The 25070-nt window shown below is 61.9% G+C and carries 17 protein-coding genes and 1 pseudogene; 11 read left to right on the top strand and 7 right to left on the bottom strand.

Annotated features, from left to right (window positions below):
• Window positions 1–84 precede the first annotated feature (84 nt).
• The 6 genes from AC0IYN_RS08480 to AC0IYN_RS08455 all read right to left on the bottom strand — a co-directional run bounded on the left by AC0IYN_RS08480 (window position 85) and on the right by AC0IYN_RS08455 (window position 7667).
• Window positions 85–462, bottom strand: coding sequence for a gamma-butyrobetaine hydroxylase family protein (locus AC0IYN_RS08480; RefSeq protein ID WP_406596805.1), 378 nt, complete (start codon window positions 460–462; stop codon window positions 85–87).
• 160 nt (window positions 463–622) lie between these two features.
• Window positions 623–1960, bottom strand: a complete 1338-nt coding sequence (hslU, locus tag AC0IYN_RS08475; protein ID WP_012721807.1) for an ATP-dependent protease ATPase subunit HslU — start codon at window positions 1958–1960, stop codon at window positions 623–625.
• 37 nt (window positions 1961–1997) lie between these two features.
• The gene (gene hslV, locus AC0IYN_RS08470; protein ID WP_003171209.1) at window positions 1998–2528 is read right to left on the bottom strand and encodes an ATP-dependent protease subunit HslV; all 531 of its coding nucleotides are present in this window, start codon (window positions 2526–2528) and stop codon (window positions 1998–2000) included.
• 246 nt (window positions 2529–2774) lie between these two features.
• Complete coding sequence (locus tag AC0IYN_RS08465; protein ID WP_025858692.1) at window positions 2775–3476, bottom strand: SPOR domain-containing protein; 702 nt, start codon at window positions 3474–3476, stop codon at window positions 2775–2777.
• Window position 3477: 1 nt separating this feature from the next.
• Window positions 3478–5214 carry an arginine--tRNA ligase gene (argS, locus tag AC0IYN_RS08460; RefSeq protein WP_471841055.1) on the bottom strand — a complete coding sequence of 579 codons (1737 nt, stop codon included), beginning with the start codon at window positions 5212–5214 and terminating at the stop codon, window positions 3478–3480.
• A 233-nt stretch (window positions 5215–5447) separates the two neighbouring features.
• Complete coding sequence (locus tag AC0IYN_RS08455) at window positions 5448–7667, bottom strand: primosomal protein N' (RefSeq protein ID WP_471841053.1); 2220 nt, start codon at window positions 7665–7667, stop codon at window positions 5448–5450.
• A 215-nt stretch (window positions 7668–7882) separates the two neighbouring features.
• Here AC0IYN_RS08455 and rpmE point away from each other — a divergent pair, with 215 nt between their 5' ends.
• The 3 genes from rpmE (at window position 7883) to AC0IYN_RS08440 (ending at window position 10388) form a co-directional block, all read left to right on the top strand.
• Window positions 7883–8116 carry a 50S ribosomal protein L31 gene (rpmE, locus tag AC0IYN_RS08450; RefSeq protein ID WP_005784030.1) on the top strand — a complete coding sequence of 78 codons (234 nt, stop codon included), beginning with the start codon at window positions 7883–7885 and terminating at the stop codon, window positions 8114–8116.
• A gap of 14 nt (window positions 8117–8130) precedes the next feature.
• Window positions 8131–8937 (top strand): thermonuclease family protein, encoded by an 807-nt coding sequence (locus AC0IYN_RS08445; protein WP_406596808.1) that lies wholly within the window; start codon window positions 8131–8133, stop codon window positions 8935–8937.
• Between the two features lie 182 nt (window positions 8938–9119).
• Window positions 9120–10388: a malic enzyme-like NAD(P)-binding protein gene (locus tag AC0IYN_RS08440; protein ID WP_016979185.1), complete on the top strand. Its 1269-nt coding sequence runs from the start codon at window positions 9120–9122 to the stop codon at window positions 10386–10388.
• A gap of 291 nt (window positions 10389–10679) precedes the next feature.
• On the opposite strand, the gene AC0IYN_RS08435 is transcribed toward AC0IYN_RS08440, so the two are convergent.
• Window positions 10680–13139 carry a penicillin-binding protein 1A gene (locus tag AC0IYN_RS08435; protein ID WP_471844759.1) on the bottom strand — a complete coding sequence of 820 codons (2460 nt, stop codon included), beginning with the start codon at window positions 13137–13139 and terminating at the stop codon, window positions 10680–10682.
• 221 nt (window positions 13140–13360) lie between these two features.
• Here AC0IYN_RS08435 and pilM point away from each other — a divergent pair, with 221 nt between their 5' ends.
• From pilM to gltB, 8 genes and pseudogenes are all read left to right on the top strand, one after another.
• Window positions 13361–14014: a type IV pilus assembly protein PilM gene (gene pilM, locus AC0IYN_RS08430; protein WP_406596809.1), complete on the top strand. Its 654-nt coding sequence runs from the start codon at window positions 13361–13363 to the stop codon at window positions 14012–14014.
• A complete protein-coding gene (locus tag AC0IYN_RS08425) occupies window positions 14011–14565 on the top strand; it encodes a PilN domain-containing protein (RefSeq protein ID WP_078046505.1) in 555 nt (184 codons plus the stop codon). Before pilM ends, AC0IYN_RS08425 begins: the two co-directional genes overlap by 4 nt.
• Window positions 14562–15533 carry a pilus assembly protein PilP gene (locus tag AC0IYN_RS08420; protein ID WP_406596810.1) on the top strand — a complete coding sequence of 324 codons (972 nt, stop codon included), beginning with the start codon at window positions 14562–14564 and terminating at the stop codon, window positions 15531–15533. The genes AC0IYN_RS08425 and AC0IYN_RS08420 overlap by 4 nt, the downstream gene beginning before the upstream one ends.
• A gap of 138 nt (window positions 15534–15671) precedes the next feature.
• Window positions 15672–16928, top strand: a pseudogene (locus AC0IYN_RS08415) (type IV pilus secretin PilQ); the annotation flags it as partial.
• Window positions 16929–16932: 4 nt separating this feature from the next.
• Window positions 16933–17451 (top strand): shikimate kinase AroK, encoded by a 519-nt coding sequence (aroK, locus tag AC0IYN_RS08410; RefSeq protein ID WP_003187914.1) that lies wholly within the window; start codon window positions 16933–16935, stop codon window positions 17449–17451.
• Between the two features lie 125 nt (window positions 17452–17576).
• Window positions 17577–18677 carry a 3-dehydroquinate synthase gene (aroB, locus tag AC0IYN_RS08405; protein WP_406596811.1) on the top strand — a complete coding sequence of 367 codons (1101 nt, stop codon included), beginning with the start codon at window positions 17577–17579 and terminating at the stop codon, window positions 18675–18677.
• Window positions 18678–18687: 10 nt separating this feature from the next.
• Window positions 18688–20253: an AAA family ATPase gene (locus tag AC0IYN_RS08400; protein ID WP_471841050.1), complete on the top strand. Its 1566-nt coding sequence runs from the start codon at window positions 18688–18690 to the stop codon at window positions 20251–20253.
• Window positions 20254–20606: 353 nt separating this feature from the next.
• The gene (gene gltB / locus AC0IYN_RS08395) at window positions 20607–25052 is read left to right on the top strand and encodes a glutamate synthase large subunit (protein ID WP_471841048.1); all 4446 of its coding nucleotides are present in this window, start codon (window positions 20607–20609) and stop codon (window positions 25050–25052) included.
• Window positions 25053–25070 lie beyond the last annotated feature (18 nt).

The raw sequence follows: 25070 nt of genomic DNA, 5'->3' as shown, positions 1-25070 counted from the left end.
CAAGCGGGCCAATCGTTGGCCACAAGAGAAGGCATTCAAGCAGATGAAATTAGAAAATGCCCTCTAAAGAGCGAGAGGCTTGGGCTAGAGCATCAGCCGTACGATCGACTCACTCGGATCGCGGGTTTTGCCGGCGGCTTTGAGCTCGGCCAAGTAATCGGCCCACAGCGCGTCCTGACGCACGGCCAGCTGATAGAGGTAGTCCCAGGTGAACAGTCCACTGTCATGCCCGTCGTCGAAGGTCAATTTCAGTGCGTATTGGCCGGCCGGTTCAACCTGGGTCAACCGAACGTTGAGCTTGCCGAATTGCAGGATGGGTTTGCCGTGGCCCTGGACCTCGGCGGAAGGCGAGTGGGTGCGCAGCAGCTCGGCAGGCAGTTGGTACACCTCGTCGGGCCCATAGGTGAGGCCGAGGGTGTTGGAGGTTTTGTGCAGGTTTACAGCCGTGGGAAATTTCGACATTGGAGAACCGCCCAGAAATAGTCCTGAAGGAACCGGCTTCAAACTGTGGGAGCAGGCTTGCTCGCGAAAGCGGTGTGCCAGTCAGCACATCTGTTACTGATACACCGCATTCGCGAGCAAGCCCGCTCCCACAATAAAGCAAAGCGGTCCTGCGTGAGGCTTACAGGATATAACGAGACAGGTCTTCGTTCTGCGCCAATTCGCCCAAGTGGCTGTTGACGTAATCCGCATCGATCTTGATCACTTCGCCATTTTGCGCACCGGCCAGGTCGCCGGCACTGAAGGACACTTCCTCCAGCAAACGCTCCAGCAAGGTGTGCAGGCGACGCGCACCGATATTCTCGGTCTTCTCGTTGACCTGCCAGGCGATCTCCGCCAGGCGCTTGATGCCGTCGGGCTGGAACTCGATGCCCAGGCCTTCGGTTTTCAGCAGCTCACGGTATTGCTCGGTGAGCGACGCGTGTGGCTCGCTGAGGATGCGTTCGAAGTCGCCTGGGGTCAGCGCCTTGAGTTCCACGCGGATCGGCAGGCGGCCTTGCAGCTCCGGCACCAGGTCGCTTGGCTTGCTCAGGTGGAATGCACCGGAGGCGATAAACAGGATGTGGTCGGTCTTGACCATGCCCAGCTTGGTGTTCACGGTGCAGCCTTCGATCAGCGGCAGCAGGTCGCGCTGCACGCCTTCACGGGATACATCCACACCGCCGGAGTTACCGCGCTTGGCGACCTTGTCGATTTCGTCGATAAACACGATGCCGTGCTGCTCGACCGCTTCCAGGGCCTTGGCCTTGAGTTCTTCCTCATTCACCAGGCGCCCGGCTTCTTCGTCGCGCACCAGTTTCAGCGCTTCCTTCACCTTGAGCTTGCGGCTTTTCTTCTTGCCCTTGCCCATGTTGGCGAACAGGTTCTGCAACTGGCTGGTCATTTCTTCCATGCCAGGCGGAGCAGAGATGTCGACGCCGGAGACTTCGGCGACTTCGATCTCGATTTCCTTGTCGTCCAGCTGGCCCTCACGCAGGCGCTTGCGGAACAGCTGGCGGGTGTTGGAGTCCGAGGCCGGTGCGGCGTCTTCGTTGAAGCCCATGCGTGCCGGTGGCAGCAGGGCATCGAGGATACGTTCTTCGGCGGCGTCTTCGGCGCGGTGGCTGACCTTGGTCATTTCCTGTTCGCGCAGCAGCTTCAGGGCGGCATCGGCCAGGTCACGAATGATCGACTCGACGTCGCGGCCCACGTAGCCCACTTCGGTGAACTTGGTGGCTTCGACCTTGATAAACGGCGCGTTGGCCAGCTTGGCCAGGCGACGGGCGATCTCGGTTTTACCGACGCCGGTCGGGCCGATCATCAGGATGTTCTTCGGCGTTACTTCAACGCGCAGTTCTTCGGGCAGTTGCATCCGGCGCCAGCGGTTACGCAGCGCAATGGCAACGGCGCGCTTGGCATCGTCCTGGCCGATGATATGGCGGTTGAGTTCATGGACGATTTCGCGGGGAGTCATGGACATAGTGTTTGGCGGCCTCAAGCGGGAATAAGCCTACGGCTTACTCAGCGAGGTCCTGCTCCTCAATGGTCTGGTTGTGGTTGGTGAACACGCAAATATCGCCGGCAATGCCCAGGGCCGTCTCGACGATTTCGCGGGCCGACAGGTCGGTCTTCTTCAACAGTGCGCTGGCTGCCGCCTGGGCGTAGCCACCGCCGGAACCCATGGCGATCAGGCCATGTTCGGGCTCAACCACATCGCCGTTACCGGTGATGATCAGGGAAGCGTCTTTGTTGGCAACCGCCAGCATGGCTTCCAGGCGGCTGAGGGAGCGGTCGGTGCGCCATTCTTTGGCAAGTTCGACCGCAGCGCGCACGAGGTGGCCCTGATGTTTTTCAAGCTGGCCTTCGAAACGCTCGAAGAGGGTGAAGGCGTCGGCGGTCGCGCCGGCAAAGCCTGCGAGCACCTGGCCGTGGTACAGGCGACGCACTTTCTTGGCGTTGCCTTTCATCACGGTATTACCCAGGGAAACCTGGCCGTCGCCGCCCATGACGACTTTGCCGTGGCGACGTACTGAAACGATGGTGGTCAAGGGGAGAGTCTCCACGCAGCGGGGCGAAAATGCCCTGATGAAAACTCATATGGGGGTGGCGGGGGGGATTTCAACCGCGGGGGCAGTGTGCGGACGAGTGGTGTTTATCTTTCTGACACGCCGCAAAACAAAATGTGGGAGCGGGCTTGCTCGCGAATGCGGTGGGTCAGTCGCCGAAAATATTGACTGAAATACCGCTTTCGCGAGCAAGCCTGCTCCCACATGGGGCCTGCTGCGCTCTTAGGCTCAGCGACTCTGGCGTTGTTGTAACAACAGGTTGCTAAAGCCCGCGCCAGCCAGTTGTTTCTGCGCCACAGTCAGCTGTTCTCGGTTGCTGAACGGCCCCACCAGCACGCGATACCAGGTCGCATCCTTCACCGTGCCGGACTCCACCGTCACCGACTGGCCGAGCAGAATGATCTGCGCCCGCACGCGATCCGCATCCGCCTGTTTCGGGAACGAACCCGCTTGCAGGAAGAACTTGGTCACGGGTGCGGCCTTGGTCTCGGCAACCGGCGGGGCCGGCGGCGGGGTGATCCCGGCCAGTGCGGCCTGGGCGCGTGCCGTGTCGATTTTCGCCGCTTCGGCAGGGGTGACTGGCGTGGTCGGCACTTGTGGCGTCGGCAGGGTTTTCTCTGGCACGGCGTCAGGCGGCACGATCACTTCCGATTCCGGCAGCAGCGTATAGAAGTCGTATTTCGGCTTCACCGGTGCGGTCGGGCTTGGCGCAGTCTTGTTGGCTTCGGCCATTTTCGTGGCCTTCTGCTGTTCCTGCTTGACCCGTTTGACGTCATCGCCCTTGCCCGGATCCAGTTTCATCAGGAACACAATAAACGCGCCGACGGTGAGGCCGATGGCCATCCACAACCAGCCCGGGATCGGCTTCTTCGCCGGGGCCTGGTAGCGGCTGGCGCCGCGCTTGGGTGCGGGTTTTTTCTTGGCAGCCAACTTACATACGCTCCAGAGTTTCCAGGCCCAACAGCTCGAGGCCTTGCTTGAGGGTCCGTCCAGCCAGTGCAGCCAAGCGCAGGCGGCTTTGCTTCTGGGCTTCGTCGTCGGCGGTCAGGATCGGGCAGTTCTCGTAGAAGCTGGAGAACAGGCCGGCGACTTCGTACAGGTAGGTGCACAGGATGTGCGGCGTGCCTTTCTCACCGACGCTGTTCAGCACTTCGCCGAATTGCGCCAGCTTGGCGGCCAGCTCTTGTTCATGGGGGGCATCCAGCACGATCTGGCCTTCAACTTCGCTGAAATCCTTGCCCAGCTTGCGGAACACGCCGGCCACACGGGTATAGGCGTACAGCAGGTAGGGTGCGGTGTTGCCTTCGAAGTTGAGCATCAGCTCGAAGTTGAAGCTGTAGTCGCTGGTGCGGTGCTTGGACAGGTCGGCGTATTTCACCGCGCCAATGCCCACCACGCGGGCGATGTTGCGCAGGTCGGCCTCGGCCAGCTCCGGGTTCTTTTCCTTCACCAGGCTGTAGGCACGTTCCTGGGCTTCGGTCAGCAGGTCGATCAGCTTCACGGTGCCGCCGTCACGGGTCTTGAACGGGCGGCCATCGGCGCCGTTCATGGTGCCGAAGCCCATGTGCTCCATGTGCATCGGGTGAGTGACGAAACCGGCGCGGCGCGCCACTTCGAACACCTGCTGGAAGTGCAGCGCCTGGCGTTGGTCAACAAAATACAAGGCGCGATCGGCCTTGAGCACGCCACTGCGGTAGCGCACGGCCGCCAGGTCGGTGGTGGCATAGAGGTAGCCGCCATCGGCCTTGACGATGATCACCGGCAGCGGCTCGCCGTCGGCGGTCTTGAATTCTTCGAGGAACACGCACTGCGCGCCGTTGCTCTCCACCAGCAGGCCTTTGGCCTTGAGGTCGTTGACCACGTTGATCAGGTCGTCGTTGTAGGCGCTTTCGCCCATCACGTCGGCCATGGTCAGCTTGACGTTGAGCAGCTCGTAGATTTCCTGGCAGTGCGACAGGGAGATCTCACGGAAGCGGTTCCACAGCGCCAGGCATTCCTTGTCACCGGCTTGCAACTTGACCACCAGGCCACGGGCGCGGTCGGCGAATTCTTCGGATTCGTCGAAGCGCTTCTTGGCGGCGCGGTAGAAGTTTTCCAGGTCCGACAGCTCGTTGCTGGTGATCGGGTTCTCTTGCAGGTAAGCCATCAGCATGCCGAACTGGGTGCCCCAGTCGCCCACGTGGTTCTGACGGATCACGGTGTCGCCGAGGAACTCCAGCACCCGCGCCACGCCGTCGCCGATGATGGTGGAGCGCAGGTGGCCCACGTGCATCTCTTTGGCCAGGTTCGGCGCCGACAGGTCAACGGCCACGCGCTGCAGCGGGCCGGCCTTGCGCACGCCGATCCTGGCATCGGCCAGGGCGGCATCCAGGCGCGAAGCCAGGGCTTGGGTGTTCTGGAAGAAGTTGATGAAGCCTGGGCCGGCGATTTCGGCCTTGGTGACGCTCTCGTCGGCAGGCAGCGCGGCGATGATTTTCTCTGCCAGGTCGCGCGGCTTCATGCCTGCGGGTTTGGACAGCATCATCGCAATGTTGCTGGCGAAGTCACCGTGGGTCTTGTCGCGGGTGTTTTCCACCTGGATCGCCGGCGACAGGCCTTCAGGCAACACACCTTCGTTGACGAGTTGGGTGAGGGCTTGTTGGATCAGCTGGCGAATGGTGTCTTTCATGGTGTTCTCTTTCGACCGCAAGCGGCGGCGCGCGATGCGCAGGTGGAAAAACTGGGCATTATCCGTGGCGAGGGCGGGCTTGCCAACCGTTCAGACCAGATGGCGGACCTGCGGGCTTCCCTCTCCAGGACGCTATCCCCCTGTAGGAGCCGGCTTGCCGGCGATAAGGCCCTTGAGAGCGATGCAACATTCAATGCCGCCATCGCCGGCAAGTCGGCTCCTACAGGGATGATTTAGTACAAATCTACCGGGTCTACATCCAATGACCATCGCACTTGCCGGCCGCTGGGCAGTTGCTCCAAGGCAAGCAACCAGCTACTTAATAGCCGATGCAGCGGTGCGCGCGAGGTTGCCTGCAAGAGTAGCTGAGCACGATAACGCCCGGCGCGGCGCTCCATAGGCGCGGGCACCGGGCCGAGCAATTCGATGCCGCTCAGACCCAGTTCGCCGAGTAAACGTTCGGCGGCGCTGCAGGCTTCATCCAGGAAACCTTCGGCCTGCCCCGGTTTATGGGCTTCGGCGCGCAACAGGGCCAAATGGGAAAAAGGCGGCAGGCCCGCGGCGCGACGTTCGCTCAGCGCCTGCTCGGCGAAGGCGAAGTAGCCTTGTTCGGTCAGTTGGATCAGCAGCGGATGGTCGGCCAAGTGGGTCTGGATGATCACCCGGCCCGGCTCTTCGGCGCGGCCCGCACGCCCCGCGACCTGCACGATCAACTGCGCCATGCGCTCGCTGGCGCGGAAGTCCCCGGAGAACAGCCCGCCGTCGGCATCCAGGATCGACACCAGGGTCACCCGTGGAAAATGGTGCCCCTTGGCAAGCATCTGCGTGCCGATGAGGATGCACGGGTGGCCTTTCTGGATGGTGGCGAACAGCTGGTTCATCGCGTCCTTGCGCGACGTGCTGTCGCGGTCGACCCGCAGCACCGGGTAATCCGGGAACAGGATGCCCAGGCGCTCTTCGGCCCGTTCGGTGCCTGCGCCGACCGGGCGCAGGTCGACTTTGCCGCACTGCGGGCAGTGGCGCGGTACACGTTCCACATGGCCGCAGTGATGGCAGCGCAGCTCGCCGTAGCGCTGGTGCACGGTCAAGCGCGCGTCGCAACGCTCGCACTCGGACATCCAGCCGCAGTCATGGCACAGCAACGTCGGCGCAAAACCACGGCGATTGAGGAACACCAGCACCTGTTGGCCGGCGGCAAGCGTCTGGCCGATGGCTTGTTGCATCGGCCCGGAAATACCGCTGTCCAGCGGGCGACTTTTAACATCCAGGCGCAGGAAACGTGGCTGCTTGGCGCCGCCCGCGCGCTCGTTCAGGCGTAGCAGGCCGTATCGACCGGTGTAAGCGTTGTGCAGGCTTTCGAGGGACGGCGTGGCCGAGCCCAGCACGATCGGGATGTCTTCCTGGCGGGCGCGCACCAGCGCCAGGTCGCGGGCGTGATAGCGCAGGCCTTCCTGCTGTTTGTAGGAGCCGTCGTGCTCCTCGTCGATGATGATCAGCCCAGGGTTTTTCATCGGCGTGAACAGCGCCGACCGGGTGCCAATAATAATGTCGGCCTCGCCATCTCGCGCGGCCAGCCATGACTCCAGGCGTTCGCGGTCGTTGACGGCCGAGTGCACCAGGGCGATACGCGCGTTGAAGCGCTGCTCGAACCGCGCCAGGGTTTGCGGGCCCAGGTTGATCTCGGGGATCAGCACCAGCGCCTGTTTACCGGCTTGCAGGGTTTCGCGGATCAACTGCAGATAGACTTCGGTCTTGCCGCTGCCGGTGACGCCGGCCAGCAGGAACGCGTGGAAACTGTCAAAGCCGGCACGAATCGCTTCGTAGGCCGCGCGTTGCTCGGGGTTCAGCGGCAGTTCCGGCTGCGCCAGCCAGTGTTCGTGGCGGGCGTCGGGCGCGTGCTTGCGGATTTCCACCTGCACCAGGCCCTTGGCGAGCAACAGGTCGAGGCTGTCTTTGCTCAGCATCAGCTTGCTTAATAGCTGGTGAGCCACGCCGTGAGGGTGCTGCGCCAGTGTGGCCAAGGCTTCACGCTGGCGCGGCGCGCGGGCAATGCGCGGGTCGTCGAGGCGCGCCCCCGGCACCATCGACCAAAAGCGCTCCTGGCGCGCTTCAGCCAGCTCGCCCTGGCGCAACAGCACGGGTAACGCCCAGCTCAGAGTGTCGCCCAGGCTGTGCTGGTAATACTGGGCGGTCCACAGGCACAGCTTGAACAGCGCAGGCGGCAGCGGTGGGGTGGCGTCAAGGATCGCCAGGGCAGGCTTGAGTTTCTCGGTCGGCACTTCGCTGTGGTCAGAAACTTCCACCAGGATGCCGATCATCTCTCGGCGTCCGAACGGCACGCGCACGCGCATGCCCGGCTGCAACTGCGCCCGCAGCACGCCGGCCGGGGCCCGGTAATCGAACAGGCGGCGCAGGGGCGAGGGCAGGGCTAGGCGCAAAATGGCGTCGGGCACGCGAGGGGTCTCATATAAAGGCAGGCGGTGGCGCAGGGGCGGGAGCCTAGCAGACAGGGGAGGGCTTGGGTATGCCACGGTTTTCTGATGAAAGGAGGTTTTCAACCGGAGGCGGCGCTTGCGCGATTGAAAAGGTCTGGTAGAATCCGCGGCCTAATTACGTGCGGTATTCGACAATAGTGTCGAGTGGCGGCACGCTAGCCCGAGGAAGTGCCATGAAAGCCGATATCCATCCAGCGTACGAAACCATCGAAGTCACCTGCAGCTGCGGCAACAAGTTCGAAACCCGTTCGAACCTGTGCAAGCCACTGGGTACTGACGTATGCAACGAGTGCCACCCGTTCTACACCGGTAAGCAGAAAACTCTGGACACCGGCGGCCGTGTACAGCGCTTCGCAGATCGCTTTGGTGCTTTCGGCAAGAAGCCTGCTGCTACTCCAGCAGAGTAAGGCTCAAAAGCCTTATGGGCTTTTGCCAGCTGTTAAAAAAGGCGTCCCTTGTGGGCGCCTTTTTTGTGCCTGGGATTTGGCTTTCAGTCGCCCAGGCCGACGTGTTTTGCCCCGCCCCGGCCGCCTTGGCCCAGGTGGAGGTGCAGCGTGTGGTGGATGGCGACACCGTACGCCTCAAGGATGGCCGCAGCGTGCGGATGATTGGCCTCAATGCGCCTGAAACCGGTAAGCGCGGTAGCGCCGACGAGCCTTACGCCGTCGCCGCCCGTCAGCGCTTGCAGGCATTGGTGGACGCCAGCGACCGTCGCGTCGGCCTGGTTGTTGGGCGCGAGCGCAAGGATCGCTACGGCCGTACCTTGGCCCACCTGTACGGCGCTGAGGGTAAGAATCTTGAGGCGCAGCTGCTGGCCGAAGGCTTGGGGTTTCAGGTGGGCGTCGCGCCCAATGTTGATCTTGTCGCCTGCCAGCAGGCTGCGGAGAACAGCGCCCGTGAGGCGCGTTTGGGTGTGTGGCGCCAGTCACCCGTACAAAGCGTGGCGCAGCTCAAGCAGTCCGGCTTTGCTTTGGTCAGCGGCCGGGTGAGCAAGATCGAACGCAATCGCGGTGGAATCTGGATCGAATTGCAGGGCTCACTGGTATTACGCATTGCACCCGAGCTTGTCCGTCAATTCGACACCGAGTGGCTCAATGGTCTGCAAGGCAAGTCAATCGAGGCCCGTGGCTGGGTGCAGGATCGCGCCAAGCGTGGCGGCCTGAAAAACGGCCAGGCGCGTTGGCTTCTGCCACTGACCGATCCCGGCATGCTCAAATCGACGCTTTAAGAAAAAAATTGTAGACATTTTTTTAGTCGATTGTGAACAGTTGAGCCCTTGTATCCCGTGGCCTTAGACCAAAGTACGGCGCTTTGGGGCCTTGACACCTGTGACTACCCAGTCTTGTGGGGACTTTACGACACGCGTATCCTCGGCGGTCCGTCGACCAACAGTAAAAGCGGAATGCCGATATGTCTGATTTGAAAACTGCCGCTCTCGAATATCATGCCCATCCTCGTCCAGGAAAGCTGAGTGTAGAGCTCACCAAGGCCACTGCCACCGCCCGTGACCTGTCGCTGGCCTACAGCCCTGGTGTTGCCGAGCCCGTACGTGAAATCGCCCGCGACCCCGAACTGGCGTACAAGTACACCGGCAAAGGCAACCTGGTTGCAGTGATTTCCGATGGCACCGCGATTCTGGGCCTGGGTAACCTCGGCCCATTGGCGTCCAAGCCAGTCATGGAAGGTAAAGGCGTACTGTTCAAGCGCTTTGCCGGCATCGACGTTTTCGACATCGAAGTCGATTCCGAAAGCCCGCAGGCTTTCATCGACACGGTCAAGCGCATTTCCATCACCTTCGGTGGCATCAACCTGGAAGACATCAAGGCACCTGAGTGCTTCGAGATCGAAAAGGCCCTGATCGAACAGTGCGACATTCCGGTATTCCACGATGACCAGCACGGCACCGCGATCGTTACTGCGGCCGGCATGATCAACGCCCTGGAAATCGCGGGCAAGACCCTGGCCGACGCACAGATCGTCTGCCTGGGCGCCGGCGCGGCGGCCATCTCCTGCATGAAGTTGCTGGTGAGCATGGGCGCCAAGCTGGAAAACATCTTCATGGTCGACAGCAAGGGCGTGGTCCAGTCCGAGCGTACCGACCTGAACCAGTACAAGGCGATGTTTGCCCACGCGACCGACAAGCGCACCCTGGCTGACGCCCTCGACGGCGCAGACGTGTTCGTCGGCCTGTCCGGCCCGAACCTGCTGAGCGCCGAAGGCCTCAAGTCCATGGCCGCCAACCCGATCGTGTTCGCCTGCTCCAACCCGGACCCAGAGATCTCGCCAGAACTGGCCCATGCCACCCGTAGCGACGTGATCATGGCCACCGGCCGTTCGGACTACCCGAACCAGGTCAACAACGTACTGGGCTTCCCGTTCATCTTCCGTGGTGCCCTGGACGTTCGCGCCAAGCGCATCAACGAAGAGATGAAAGTGGCTGCCGCCAACGCCCTGCGTGAACTGGCCAAGCTGCCAGTGCCTCAGGAAGTGTGCGACGCCTACGGCGGTATCAAGCTGGAATTCGGTCGCGAGTACATCATCCCGAAACCAATGGACAAGCGCCTGATCACCCTGATCTCCGATGCCGTGGCCAAGGCCGCCATCGAGACCGGCGTGGCCACCCTGCCGTATCCGAAGCACTACCCGCTGCAAAGCGTGGATGATGTGTTCAACGGCTAAGCCGTTGTAGCGCACCCACAAAAAGCCCCGGCTCTTGCGAGTCGGGGCTTTTTTGTGGCGGATCTCTTTGTGCAGGGCAGGCTTGCTGTGCTGGTCAGGCTTGCTGTGGTGAGCAGGCCTTTGTGGTGAGTGGGCTTGCCCCGCGCTGGGCTGCGAAGCAGCCCTAAAACCTGCCAACGCGTTTCAACTGGATGAATGCGATACTTGCATTAGGGCCGCTTCGCGCCCCAGCGCGGGGCAAGCCCGCTCACCACAAAAGCCCGTTCACCACGATAAGCCCTGGTTCCAACCTCAGAACAGATCGATCGGCGCCGCCTCATCCGCCGGCAGCGGGCTGCCCGGCGCAACGCCATTGCCCAGCTCATTGACCGACGGCGGCGTATCTTCGCTCTTGAACAATTCGAAGTATGCATTCGGCGTGCTTGGCGAGGCCGCACGGCCACTGACCGGGTCGATGCGCAGGCTGAGGATGCCTTCCGGCTCCGGCTGCGTGTGCGGCGGCTTGTCCTTCAAGGCCGCGCCCATGTAGCTCATCCAGATCGGCAGCGCGACGGTACCGCCGAACTCGCGACGGCCAAGGCTTTCCGGCTGATCGTAGCCCGTCCATACGGTGGTCACGTAGTCGGCGTTATAGCCAGAGAACCAGGCATCCTTGGATTCGTTGGTGGTACCGGTCTTGCCGGCAATGTCCGGACGGTTCAGCGCCAGGGCGCGGCGGCCAGTACCTTTCTTGATGACGTCTTCCAGGATGCTGTTGAGGATATACGTGGTACGGCCATCGACAATGCGCTCGGCGACAGCGGGTGCCTGGGGCTCGGCGGGGCTGCCATTGGCGGCAGGGGTGGTGCCTGGAGCCGGTTCGATGGTAATGCCGCCATTGCTCGGCGCCGCCAGGCCGTCAGTCGCCGCGACGCCGTTGACCACATCACCCGGCACACGTGGCGGGTTGGCGGTGAACAGGGTGTCGCCGTTGCGGCTTTCGATCTTGTCGATCAGGTACGGCGCGATCTTGTAGCCGCCGTTGGCAAAGGTGCTCCAACCGGTGGCGATTTCCATCGGCGTGAGGGTCGCGGTGCCCAGGGCCAGGGACAGGTTGGGCGGCAGGTCCGACTTGGCGAAGCCGAAGCGCGTCATGTAATCGATGGTCTTGCCCACGCCCATTGCCTGCAGCAGGCGGATCGACACCAGGTTACGCGACTTGTACAGCGCCTCACGGATACGGATCGGGCCAAGGAAGGTGTTGGTGTCGTTCTTCGGACGCCAGACCTTGTCCAGGTACTCGTCGACAAACACGATCGGGGCGTCGTTGACCAGGCTGGCGGCGGTGTAGCCGTTGTCCAGCGCAGCGCTGTAGATGAATGGCTTGAAGCTTGAGCCCGGCTGGCGTTTGGCCTGGGTCGCGCGGTTGTAGTTGCTCTGCTCGAACGCGAAGCCACCGACCAGGGCGCGGATCGCACCGTTCTGCGGGTCCAGCGACACCAGGGCGCCTTGAGCCAGCGGGACCTGGCTGAACTTGAGGCTGTCGTCCTTCTGGCGTTGCACGCGGATCAAGTCACCCACCTGCGCCACGTCCGACGGCTGCTTGGGCATCGGGCCCATGCTGTTGGTGTTCAGGAATGGGCGCGCCCACTTCATGCTGTCCCACGCCACATGGGCTTCGCCGGTGCGGGTCAGCACCTGCACGCCATCTTTCTTCACCTGGGTGACGATGGCCGGTTCCAGGCCGCTGATTGCGCGTTGTTTGCCCAGCTCAGTGGTCCAGGCGCTCAGGGTCTTGCCCGGCAGACGGGATTCAGGGCCGCGGTAGCCGTGGCGCTGGTCGTAGGTGATCAGGCCGGCATGCACCGAGGTGTTGGCGATTTCCTGCAGGTCGCTCGGTACGGTGGTGGTCACCCGGAAGCCTTCGGTATAGGCCTCGCTGCCATAGCGGCCAACCATTTCGGCGCGCGCCATTTCGGCGATATAAGGCGCGTTAACTTCAGGTGTCGGCACGTGGTAGCTGGCATTCAGCGGCTCGGCGATGGCGCTTTCGTAAGCGGCCTGGTCGATTTTGCCCAGCTTGTACATGCGCCCCAGGATCCAGTCGCGACGTTCTTTACTGCGCGCCGGGTTGGCCAGGGGGTTGAAACGTGAAGGGGCTTTTGGCAGGCCGGCGATCATGGCCATCTGCGCCAGGCTGGCGTCACGAATGGACTTGCCGTAGTAAACCTGCGAGGCGGCCTCGATCCCGTAGGCGCGGTTGCCCAGGTAGATCTTGTTGACGTAGAGCTCGAGGATCTCGTCCTTGGTCAGCTGGCGTTCGATTTGCAGCGCCAGGAGGATTTCGGTGGCCTTGCGCGAAAAGCTGCGCTCGCTGGTGAGGAAGAAGTTCTTCGCCACCTGCATGGTGATGGTGCTGCCGCCGGACTGAATGTGTCCGCTTTTTACCAACTGGGTCGCCGCACGCACCAGGCTGCTGGGGTCGACGCCATAGTGGTTGGCAAAATTATCGTCTTCGGCCGAGAGCAGGGCGCTGATGAAGTTGGGTGGAATATCGGCAAAACGGATCGGTGTGCGGCGCATTTCGCCGAACTCCGCGATCAGTTTTTCATCGCTGCTGTAGACCCGCAAAGGAATCTGCAACTGGATACTTCTAAGGGCCTCTACGGAGGGCAAACCCGGACTAAGGTAGAGGTAGGCCCCGCTCAGCACGAGCAGCAGCCCGCAAACGATGGCGACAATGGAGTACCCGAAAAACTTCAGCAGACGAATCAAGGCTTTTGGATTTCCAGAGAAAAGAATGAGTTAGGCGTCGGGGCATGCATGACAAACGATGGATCGACCCGAGCTGCAGATAAAAAGCGGGAAAAAACGCTCGGCATTAAAGCATTTTTCGCCTTGGGGCGTCATTCGCACCTGTTCAACAAGTCGACCGAATGCATGGCGCCCAGCGGCAATCAGGCGGTATGACAGGCAAAGTTTTAGGGAGTTTTATGGGAAAGGGATTTTTCAGGCAAAAAGTCGACACCCTGCTGGGTGTCGACATCAATGACACGGCAATCCGGCTGGTGGAACTGGGTCGCTCAACCTCGGGTTACAACATTCAAGCGTACGTCACGCAGGCATTGCCCGTGCAGTCGGTGGTCGATGGGACATTCCTCGATCTTGAAGGCGTGGGCCGTGCCCTGCGCAGTGCATGGTCGCGGTTGTCGACCTCGGTGCGTGGTGCTGCCGCTGCCGTGGCCGGCCCTTCGGTGATCACGCGAATGATCGAGATGGACGCCGGGCTCACTGACGATGAGATGACCTGGATGATCCAGATGGAGGCGGACCAGTACATTCCTTATCCCCTGGATGAGGTGGCCATCGATTTCCAAGTGCGTGGGCCTACGGCGCTGAACCCCGGTCGGGTCGACGTGCTGCTGGCGGCATGCCTGAAGGAACAGGTAGAGGCCCGCGAGGCGGTTCTGGCCCTGGCGGGGCTGGTGCCCAGGGTCATCGATGTCGAAGCGTTTGCATTGGCGCGCGCTAGCCGTCAGGATTTCGCCAGCTTCACGCCGAGCCATCGAGTCGATGGTGCACAATGGGCCGTGGATGCCCAAGGGATGGGAATTGCTTGCGGGTTGGCCCTGAGGAGTTTCGCTTGAAGACACGAATCAACCTATTGCCATGGCGCCAGGCGCTGGCAGAGCGGCGACGCAAGTATTTGCTGGCGTGTCTGCTGGCGTTCGCCTGCGCGGCGCTGGCGACCGTGTGGCTGGCGGATCAGGTGATCGACCAGGCCATTGATCGCCAAGTCACCCGCAACGACCATCTGGGCAAGGAGGTCGCTGGCCTCGATTCACGCATCAAGACCATCGACGACCTGCAGGAACAAAGCCAGCAGCTGGCCCAGCGCATGAAGGTCGTGCAAGACCTGCACGATTCACGCTCCTCCGGTGCCCAGTTGCTCGATCAACTGGCCCGCGCGGTACCCGACGGCGTCCACCTGCATGAAGTGGTAGCCAAGGGCGATACCGTGAGTATCAGCGGCAGCGCGGAGTCCAGCCAGGACATCGCCCAGCTGATGCGCCGTCTCGAGGCCGCCGAAGGTGCCCATTCCACTCGGTTGCAACATGTGCGAACGGATGGCGCGCGCGGCAACAACGAATTTCAGCTGATGGTGCGTCAGGGCGAGTCCTCCGAGGCTCAGCCTTGAGCCTGCCAAGGCTCAATCTTTCTGCACTCACTCACAACGCTGCAAAATGGCCCCTTCCTGGCAAGGCCCTGTTGGGCTGTGCGCTGGCGGCTGTAGTGTTTGTGGTGGGCGACATGGTGTACCTGAGCCCTTCGCGGCAACGGTTACAACGGGTCGAAGCGCAGGAAGTGGCCCTGCAGCAGCACGTCACGCAAAAGTCCGCCCTGGCTGCCAGCCTTGAGACGCGCACGCACCAGTTCCAGTTGATGCGGGCGAAAGCCAATGAGCTTTTGCAGGCGTTGCCGGGTGAGTCCGAAATGCCCGGCTTGCTGGAAGACATCGCGGGCTTGGCGCTGGCCAATGGTGTGCTGGTCGAAAACGTCACCCCGCTGGATGAACAGCCCAGGCCGTTCTATCACGAGCAACCCGTGCAGGTCGGTTTGACCGGGGCTTATCACGACCTGGCAATGTTCCTGAGCCGCCTGGGTGGCCTGTCGCGAATCGCCACGGTGCACGATATTGCCCTGCGCCGTGATGGCAAGCTGCTGCGCCTGGACCTGCTGGCCAAGACGTATTGGCAGGCGCCGTCAGGCGCCGGGCCGGGCGGGCAGGGATTAGGAAGGCAGGCTTTTGTCTATGACGCCTCCGGTCTGCGTGATCCTTTCCAGCGGCTTGCCATTCAGGTCGGCCATTTGCCTGGTCGGCCCGCCCGGGCGCCGGATCTCGCCAGGCCACGTGGCGTCCTGGAAACCCTGGCAGTGGACCAGTTTGAAATGGTCGGCACGCTGTCCCGCGGTGTGCAGGCTTTTGCCCTGCTGCGTGCGGCCTCCAGGGTGCACCGGCTGGCGGTCGGTGACTACCTGGGGCCGGACCATGGCCGGGTCACGGTCATCCATGAGCGTTACGTCGAGCTGGTCGAACTGTTTCCCGATGGTCAGGGTGCGTGGCTGGAACGCCCGCGAACCCTGGTGTTAAACGTCAACTCATAACGGAATCAAACAATGAAAAGGACTTTCTCGTCCTTCGGTGTGGCGCTATGGATAGCGTTCACGGCACCGATGGCTGCTGCGCTACCCAATCGCATAGACCTGATCCAGTTGCCACCGCCTGGCAACGCCGCGTCGAGCGCCTACACGGGCGACAGGCTCAACCTCAACTTCCAAAGCATCGAGCTGCGTACAGCGTTGCAGCAAATCGCCGATGTGGCGGGCCTCAACCTGGTGGCGAGCGACGATGTGCAAGGTTCAATTACCCTGCGCCTCAAGGATGTGCCCTGGGATCAGGCGCTGGACCTGGTGCTGCAGGCCAAGGGCCTGGATAAGCGGGTGAAGGCCGGCGTGTTACTGGTCGCGCCCGCCGAAGAGTTGGCTGCACGTGAGCTGCTGACCCTGGAGTCGCGCAAGCAAATGGCCGAGCTGGCGCCATTGCGCCGTGAACTCTTGCAAGTCAATTACGCCAAGGCGGCAGACCTGGCCAAGCTGTTCCAGTCGGTGACGGGCCTTGAGGGCGTGACCGATGAGCGTGGGTCGGTGGCGGTCGATGATCGCACCAATAACATCATTGCCTACCAGACCGGGGAGCGGCTGGAGGAGCTGCGGCGGATCGTGGCGCAACTGGACATCCCGGTGCGCCAGGTGATGATCGAGGCGCGCATTGTCGAGGCCAATGTCGATTACGATAAAAGCCTGGGCGCGCGCTGGGGCGGGCGGCTCAATCACGGCAACTGGGGCGCGGGGGGTATTGCGAAGCCGCCGGCCGAAGGTGCGGAACCCTCGGGAAACTTGCCCAGTTCACCCTTTGTTGACTTGGGCTCGCTGACCGGTACCTCAGGCCTAGGCATCGCCTTTATCACCGACAACCTGCTGCTGGACCTGGAACTCACCGCCATGGAGAAAACCGGCAACGGGGAAATTGTCTCGCAACCCAAGGTGGTGACTTCCGACAAGGAAACCGCGCGCATCCTCAAGGGCACTGAAATCCCCTATCAGGAATCCAGCTCCAGCGGCGCCACGTCGGTGTCGTTCAAGGAAGCCTCGTTATCGCTGGAGGTGACCCCGCAGATCACCCCCGACAACCGGGTGATCATGGAGGTCAAGGTCACCAAGGACGAGCCCGACTACCTGAACAAGCTCAATGATGTGCCGCCGATCAAGAAAAACGAAGTGAACGCCAAGGTGCTGGTCAAGGATGGCGAGACCATCGTCATCGGCGGGGTTTTCTCTAATACCCAAAGCAAAGTGGTAGATAAAGTGCCATTTTTGGGCGATGTGCCGTATCTTGGCCGCCTTTTCCGGCGCGATGTGCTGGCGGAGAAAAAATCCGAGCTGCTGGTATTCCTGACTCCGCGTATTATGAATAACCAGGCGATTGCTGTGAGTCGTTGATTCTGTGCGAAATTTGATTCTTGTAGGACCGATGGGCGCTGGAAAAAGCACCATCGGCCGTTTGCTGGCCAAAGAGCTGCGCCTGCCGTTCAAAGATTCCGACAAGGAAATTGAATTGCGCACGGGTGCCAATATCCCATGGATCTTCGATAAGGAAGGCGAGCTGGGCTTTCGTGATCGTGAGCAGGCGATGATCGCCGAGCTGTGCGGCTGCGATGGCGTGGTATTGGCCACCGGCGGTGGCGCAGTGATGCGCGATGAAAACCGTCGGGCGCTGCATGCCGGTGGTCGGGTGGTCTATCTGCATGCGTCGGTCGAGCAGCAGGTGGGCCGCACTGCCCGTGATCGCAATCGCCCATTGCTGCGCACTGCCGACCCGGCAAAGACCTTGCGGGACCTGCTTGCATTGCGTGATCCGCTGTATCGGGAAATCGCCGATCTGGTGGTAGAAACCGATGAGCGGCCACCTCGGATGGTGGTCCTCGACATTCTTGAGCGCCTGCAACGGCTGCCACCCCGTTAAAGCCAGGCCCGAAATGCGCTATTCTCGGCGGCGCGCCATCACCCTCCAGGGTGTGGCGTAGAGCCATCAGGCGACGTCAGAACTTGGCGTTGCCGGTCGTCAATACATCTCTAACGCGGGGACACATGCAGACACTTAAGGTCGATCTAGGCGAGCGCAGCTACCCGATCCATATTGGTGAAGGTTTGCTGGACCAGCCCGAGCTGCTCGCACCGCATATTGCCGGGCGGCAAGTGGCGATCATCTCCAACGAAACGGTCGCGCCGCTGTATCTTGAGCGTCTGAGCCGCAGCCTGGCGGCGTATTCCGTGATCTCTGTGATCTTGCCCGACGGCGAAGCCCACAAAAACTGGGAAACCCTGCAACTGATCTTTGATGGCCTGCTGACCGCACGTCATGACCGCCGCACCACCGTGATCGCCTTGGGCGGCGGTGTCATCGGCGACATGGCCGGCTTTGCAGCGGCCTGCTACCAGCGTGGCGTGGACTTTATCCAGGTGCCGACCACCCTGTTGTCCCAAGTCGATTCGTCGGTGGGCGGCAAGACCGGCATCAACCACCCGCTGGGCAAGAACATGGTCGGCGCGTTCTACCAGCCCCAAGCCGTGCTGATCGATACCGCCACCCTCAACACTCTGCCGCCGCGCGAGCTGTCGGCGGGCCTGGCGGAAGTCATCAAGTACGGGCTGATCTGCGACGAGCCGTTCCTGACGTGGCTGGAAGAGCACGTCGACGCCCTGCGCAATCTGGACCAGGCGGCACTCACCGAAGCCATTTCCCGCTCCTGCGCCGCCAAGGCGCTGGTGGTGAATGCCGACGAACGGGAGTCCGGCGTACGGGCCACCTTGAACCTGGGCCACACCTTCGGCCATGCGATCGAAACGCACATGGGCTATGGTGTGTGGTTGCATGGGGAAGCCGTGGCGGCTGGCACTGTGATGGCATTGGAGATGTCGCAGCGCCTGGGCTGGATCAGTGCCCAGGAGCGTGACCGGGGCATCCGCCTATTCAAGCGCGCCGGTTTGCCAGTCATTCCGCCTGAGGAAATGACCGAGGCGGACTTCCTCGAACATATGGCGATAGACAAGAAAGTGATCGACGGTCGACTGCGACTGGTGCTGCTGCGCCACATGGGCGAAGCGGTGGTGACCGACGATTATCCGAAAGAGATTTTACAGGCCACGCTGGGAGCGGATTACCGCGCCCTGGCCCAGCTTAAAGGTTAATAAGATCCCGATGACTAGTTTGCATGCCGACGAGGCGTTCCTCGGCCATTACCAGTTAAGCCACGACCCCTTTGCTCCACGGGTGCCTGGTTTCAAATTTTTCCCGGCCCAGCGCAAGCCTGTGCTCGGCCAGCTGCACCACCTCGCGCGCTACAGCCAGCTGCTGCTGGTGGTGACGGGCCCGTTGGGCAGCGGCAAGACGCTGTTGCGCCAGGCCCTGGTTGCCAGCACCAACAAGCAATCGGTACAGAGCGTGGTGGTGTCAGCCCGTGGTGCCGGTGATGCGGCAGGCGTATTGCGCCAGGTTGCGCAGGCCCTGGATGTGGCTACAGCCGAGCCGAACGCGATTCTCAAGCAGGTCGTGCAACTGGGCCTGACCGGCCAGGAAGTCTACCTGCTAGTGGATGACGCCGAGCAGCTTGACGAGTCCGCGCTTGAAGCGCTGCTGGCGCTGGCGGCGGGTACGCCGGAAGGTCGCCCGCACGTGTTCCTGTTCGGCGAGTCGTCGTTGATCGCCGACCTTGAGCAGATCAGCGGCGAACAGGAGCTGTTCCACGTCATCGAGTTGCAGCCGTACGAAGAGGAAGAAACCCGCGAATACCTGGCTCAACGCCTGGAAGGCGCAGGGGCGGGCATCGAACTTTTCTCCGCTCAACAGATCTCTGATATTCACGAAAGCTCCGACGGCTGGCCTGGCACCATCAACCAGGTTGCCCGCGATGCGATGATCGAAGCCATGATTGCCAGCCGCTCTGCGGTCAAGCGTCCAAAGATGGGGTTCACTATGCCTAAGAAACACGTATTGGCTATTTCCGCCGTTGTCGTGGTCGCTGTTGCCGCCGCCTGGTTGATCCCAGGTCGCAGCAAGGCGCCCACCACAGCCGGCGCGCCAACCGAACAGGCGCAGTTGCCACTGGGCAAGCCCACGCCAAACGTCGAATTCGCCAACTCCGGCCAACCGACCAACCTACCGATGGTCGGCCAACCTGTGATGCGCGGCCCGCTTGCCGAAGAAGCCGGTGGCATCTCCGAAGGCGACGACGGCGTGCCGGTGGAAGGCTCCAGCGCCACTCCACCAACCGTGACCACCACTGCGCCGCCTGCGGGCGTGCCAGCCGGTCAGCCGGCTGCGGTTGCCAAGCCGACCTCGGCGCCGACCGTTGCCACCGCCAAGCCTGCGCCCGTGACCAAGCCGGTCGCGCCTGCGCCAGCCGCCAAGCCAGCCCCTGCGCCAGCCGCCAAACCGGCTGAAAAACCAGCCGCTACCGTTGCAAAGGCCGGCGCCGCTGGCAGCAGCTGGTACGCCAGCCAGCCGACCGGCAACTTCGTGGTGCAGATCCTCGGCACCAGTTCCGAAGCCAACGCCCAGGCGTTCGTGAAGGAGCAGGGCGGCGAGTACCGTTATTTCAAGAAAGTGCTCAACGGCAAGCCTCTCTACGTGATCACCTACGGCAACTTCTCCAGCCGTGCCGCAGCTGATTCTGCGATCAAAACCTTGCCAGCGAAGGTTCAGGCTGGTAAACCTTGGCCTCGCACTGTTGCCAGCGTTCAACAAGAACTCGCAACAACTCGCTGAAGATCCGGCGGCCTTACCCAGACCGCCCTCCCGGCACCTCAAAAAATAACCGCAAGTGCGTGCAGTCTCTAGAGACCGCGCGCTTTGTGGTGTCTGCGTCACAGTGGCTTTTGAGTCGTAGCGGTCAGAATTAAAAAAGTTTTGACTAGCACAGCATATCGCTTTAAACCTTTCATAAATGCGACATAGATTTGCGACATTTCGTCGCTAAATTTGTGAGCGTCTGTGTCGGTGTGTACAATGACCTCCCTTTTGCCCCCGCTAAGCCGGCGTACGTTCGGCGTGGAAGGTAACCGGTTGAATTGAAAAGAAATTTGCCTCGATATAAGAGGCAGCCTGGTGAGAAAGTGTCTATGAAAGCAGGTCTGTACCAACCCGATGAATTCAAGGATAACTGCGGTTTCGGCCTGATAGCCCACATGCAGGGCGAGCCCAGTCATACCCTTTTGCAAACGGCCATCGAGGCCCTGACCTGCATGACCCACCGCGGTGGGATCAACGCCGACGGCAAGACCGGTGACGGTTGCGGCTTGCTGATTCAAAAGCCCGACCAGTTCCTGCGCGCTGTCGCAAAAGAACAATTTGCTGTCGACCTGCCCAAGCAGTACGCCGTGGGCATGGTGTTTTTCAACCAGGACCCGGTCAAAGCCGAAGCCGCTCGCGAGAACATGAACCGCGAGATCCTGGCCGCCGGCCTGCAGCTCGTCGGCTGGCGCAAAGTGCCGATCGACACCAGCGTGCTCGGCCGCCTGGCCAATGAGCGCCTGCCGCAGATCGAACAAGTGTTCATCGCAGGCGAGGGCCTGAGCGACCAGGACATGGCGATCAAGCTGTTCACGTCGCGTCGCCGCTCGTCCGTGGCCAACGCCGCCGACACCGACCACTACATCTGCAGCTTTTCCCACAAGACCATCATTTATAAAGGCCTGATGATGCCGGCGGACTTGACCGCCTTCTATCCAGACCTGAGCGATGAGCGCCTGCAAACCGCAATTTGCGTGTTCCACCAGCGCTTCTCCACCAACACCCTGCCGAAATGGCCGCTGGCCCAGCCATTCCGCTTCCTCGCCCATAACGGCGAGATCAACACCATCACCGGCAACCGCAACTGGGCCGTGGCCCGTCGCACCAAGTTCGCCAATGACCTGATGGACCTTGAAGAGCTCGGCCCGCTGGTCAACCGCGTGGGTTCCGACTCCTCCAGCATGGACAACATGCTCGAACTGATGGTCACCGGCGGCATCGACCTGTTCCGTGGCGTGCGCATGATCATTCCGCCAGCGTGGCAGAACGTCGAGACCATGGACCCGGACCTGCGTGCATTCTACGAGTACAACTCGATGCACATGGAGCCGTGGGACGGCCCGGCTGGCGTGGTCATGACCGACGGCCGCTACGCGGTGTGCCTGCTCGACCGTAACGGTCTGCGCCCGGCGCGTTGGGTCACCACCACCAACGGCTTCATCACCCTCGCGTCGGAAATCGGCGTGTGGAACTACAAGCCTGAAGACGTGATCGCCAAAGGCCGCGTAGGCCCTGGCCAGATCCTGGCCGTGGACACCGAGACCGGGCAGATCCTCGACACCGACGCCATCGACGACCGCTTGAAGTCGCGTCACCCGTACAAGCAATGGCTGCGCAAGAACGCCCTGCGCATCCAGGCGACCATGGAAGACAACGACCACGGTTCGGCTTTTTATGATGTCGACCAGCTCAAGCAGTACATGAAGATGTACCAGGTCACGTTCGAAGAGCGCGACCAAGTGCTGCGTCCGCTCGGCGAGCAAGGCTACGAGGCGGTCGGCTCCATGGGCGATGACACGCCGATGGCGGTGCTGTCCCAGCGCGTGCGCACGCCGTACGACTATTTCCGCCAGCAGTTCGCCCAGGTGACCAACCCACCGATCGACCCGCTGCGCGAAGCCATCGTGATGTCCCTGGAAGTCTGCCTCGGTGCCGAGCGCAACATCTTCCAGGAATCGCCTGAGCACGCTTCCCGCGTGATCCTCAGCTCGCCGGTCGTTTCTCCGGCCAAGTGGCGTTCGCTGATGACCCTGGAGCGCCCGGGCTTCGACCGCCAGATCATCGACCTGAACTACGACGAGAGCCTCGGCCTTGAAGCCGCGGTGCGCAACGTCGCCGACCAGGCTGAAGAGGCCGTGCGTGCCGGTCGCACCCAGATCGTGCTGACCGACCGCCACATTGCCCCAGGCAAGTTGCCGATCCACGCCTCCCTGGCCACCGGCGCGGTGCACCACCGCCTGACTGAGAAAGGCCTGCGTTGCGACTCCAACATCCTCGTGGAAACCGCCACCGCTCGCGACCCGCATCACTTTGCGGTGCTGATCGGTTTCGGCGCCTCGGCGGTGTACCCGTTCCTCGCGTACGAAGTGCTGGGTGACCTGATCCGTACCGGTGAAGTGCTGGGCGACCTCTATGAGGTGTTCAAGAACTACCGTAAAGGCATCACCAAGGGTCTGTTGAAGATCCTGTCGAAGATGGGTATTTCCACCGTCACCTCGTACCGTGGTGCACAGTTGTTCGAAGCCATCGGCCTGTCCGAAGAGGTGTGCGACCTGAGCTTCCGTGGCGTGCCAAGCCGTATCAAGGGCGCGCGTTTCGTCGACATCGAAGCTGAGCAGAAAGCCCTGGCAGCCGAAGCCTGGAGCGCGCGCAAGCCAATCCAGCAAGGCGGCCTGCTCAAGTTCGTGCACGGTGGCGAATACCACGCGTACAACCCAGACGTGGTCAACACCCTGCAAGCCGCTGTGCAGCAGGGCGACTACGCCAAGTTCAAGGAATACACCTCGCTGGTGGACAACCGCCCGGTGTCGATGATCCGCGACCTGTTCAAGGTGAAGACCCTGGACACGGCGTTGGATATCAGCGAAATCGAGCCGCTGGAGTCGATCCTCAAGCGCTTCGACTCCGCCGGTATCTCCCTGGGCGCCTTGTCGCCTGAGGCTCACGAAGCCCTGGCCGAAGCCATGAACCGCCTGGGTGCGCGTTCCAACTCCGGCGAAGGCGGTGAAGACCCAGCGCGCTACGGCACCATCAAGAGCTCGAAAATCAAGCAGGTCGCGACTGGCCGTTTCGGGGTGACGCCGGAATACCTGGTCAACGCCGAAGTGCTGCAGATCAAGGTGGCCCAGGGTGCCAAGCCTGGTGAGGGCGGCCAGCTGCCAGGCGGCAAGGTCAACGGTCTGATCGCCAAGCTGCGTTATGCAGTGCCGGGCGTCACGCTGATTTCGCCACCGCCGCACCACGACATTTATTCGATTGAAGATTTGTCGCAGCTGATTTTCGACCTGAAACAAGTCAACCCGCAGGCGCTGGTCTCGGTGAAACTGGTGGCAGAAGCCGGCGTGGGCACCATTGCCGCTGGCGTGGCCAAGGCCTATGCCGACCTGATCACCATCTCCGGCTACGACGGCGGCACCGGCGCTTCGCCGCTGACCTCAATCAAGTACGCCGGTGCACCGTGGGAACTCGGCCTGGCCGAAACCCACCAGACCCTGCGCGGCAACGACCTGCGCGGCAAAGTACGGGTGCAGACCGACGGCGGCCTGAAAACCGGCCTCGATGTGATCAAGGCCGCGATCCTCGGCGCCGAAAGCTTCGGCTTCGGTACTGCGCCAATGATCGCCCTGGGCTGCAAATACCTGCGTATCTGCCACCTGAACAACTGCGCCACCGGCGTCGCGACGCAGAACGAGAAGCTGCGCAAGGATCACTACATCGGCACCGTCGACATGGTGGTGAACTTCTTCACCTACGTCGCCGAAGAAACCCGTGAGTGGTTGGCCAAGCTGGGTGTGCGCTCCCTCGAAGAGCTGATCGGTCGTACCGACCTGCTGGACATCCTCGAAGGCCAGACCGCCAAGCAGAACCACCTGGACCTGACGCCGCTGTTGGGCAGCGACCACATCCCGGCGGACAAGCCACAATTTTGCCAGGTGGACCGCAACCCACCGTTCGACAAAGGCCTGCTGGCCGAGAAGATGGTCGAAATGGCCAGCGCCTCGATCAACGACGCCAGCGGTGGTGATTTCGCCCTCGATATCTGCAACTGCGACCGCTCCATCGGCGCACGCATCTCCGGCGAAATCGCGCGCAAGCACGGCAACCAAGGCATGGCGAAGGCCCCAATCACCTTCCGCTTCAAGGGCACTGCGGGCCAGAGCTTCGGCGTGTGGAACGCTGGTGGCCTGCACATGTACCTGGAAGGCGACGCCAACGACTACGTGGGCAAGGGCATGACCGGCGGCAAGCTGGTGATCGTTCCGCCTAAAGGCAGCGTCTACAAGACCCAGGACAGTGCCATCATCGGCAACACCTGCTTGTACGGCGCCACCGGTGGCAAGCTGTTCGCCGCCGGTACTGCCGGTGAGCGTTTCGCCGTGCGCAACTCCGGTGCCCACACCGTGGTGGAAGGCACTGGCGATCACTGCTGCGAGTACATGACCGGGGGCTTTGTCGCGGTACTGGGCAAGACCGGTTACAACTTCGGCTCGGGCATGACCGGCGGTTTCGCCTACGTGCTTGACCAGGACAACACCTTCGTCGACAAGGTCAACCACGAGTTGGTCGAGATCCAGCGAATCAGCGGCGAAGCCATGGAGTCCTACCGGAACCACTTGCAGCACGTGCTGGACGAGTACGTCGAGGAGACCGGCAGCGAATGGGGCCGTAACCTCGCTGAAAACCTCGATGATTACCTGCGTCGTTTCTGGCTGGTCAAGCCCAAGGCTGCCAACCTGAAATCGTTGCTTTCCAGCATCCGTGCCAACCCGCAGTGATATGCGCCTGAAGAGTTT

It is taken from the genome of Pseudomonas sp. AC112 (genome assembly GCF_979253545.1).
This window is presented reverse-complemented; position numbering and strand designations above follow the sequence as displayed.

Excerpts from the sequence above, each read along its gene's own strand:
- AC0IYN_RS08480 (WP_406596805.1), bottom strand. The coding sequence starts at position 462 with ATGTCGAAATTTCCCACGGCTGTAAACCTGCACAAAACCTCCAACACC.
- hslU (WP_012721807.1), bottom strand. The coding sequence starts at position 1,960 with ATGTCCATGACTCCCCGCGAAATCGTCCATGAACTCAACCGCCATATC.
- argS (WP_471841055.1), bottom strand. The coding sequence starts at position 5,214 with ATGAAAGACACCATTCGCCAGCTGATCCAACAAGCCCTCACCCAACTC.
- rpmE (WP_005784030.1), top strand. The coding sequence starts at position 7,883 with ATGAAAGCCGATATCCATCCAGCGTACGAAACCATCGAAGTCACCTGC.
- AC0IYN_RS08445 (WP_406596808.1), top strand. The coding sequence starts at position 8,131 with ATGGGCTTTTGCCAGCTGTTAAAAAAGGCGTCCCTTGTGGGCGCCTTT.
- AC0IYN_RS08440 (WP_016979185.1), top strand. The coding sequence starts at position 9,120 with ATGTCTGATTTGAAAACTGCCGCTCTCGAATATCATGCCCATCCTCGT.
- pilM (WP_406596809.1), top strand. The coding sequence starts at position 13,361 with ATGGGAAAGGGATTTTTCAGGCAAAAAGTCGACACCCTGCTGGGTGTC.
- aroB (WP_406596811.1), top strand. The coding sequence starts at position 17,577 with ATGCAGACACTTAAGGTCGATCTAGGCGAGCGCAGCTACCCGATCCAT.
- AC0IYN_RS08400 (WP_471841050.1), top strand. The coding sequence starts at position 18,688 with ATGACTAGTTTGCATGCCGACGAGGCGTTCCTCGGCCATTACCAGTTA.
- gltB (WP_471841048.1), top strand. The coding sequence starts at position 20,607 with ATGAAAGCAGGTCTGTACCAACCCGATGAATTCAAGGATAACTGCGGT.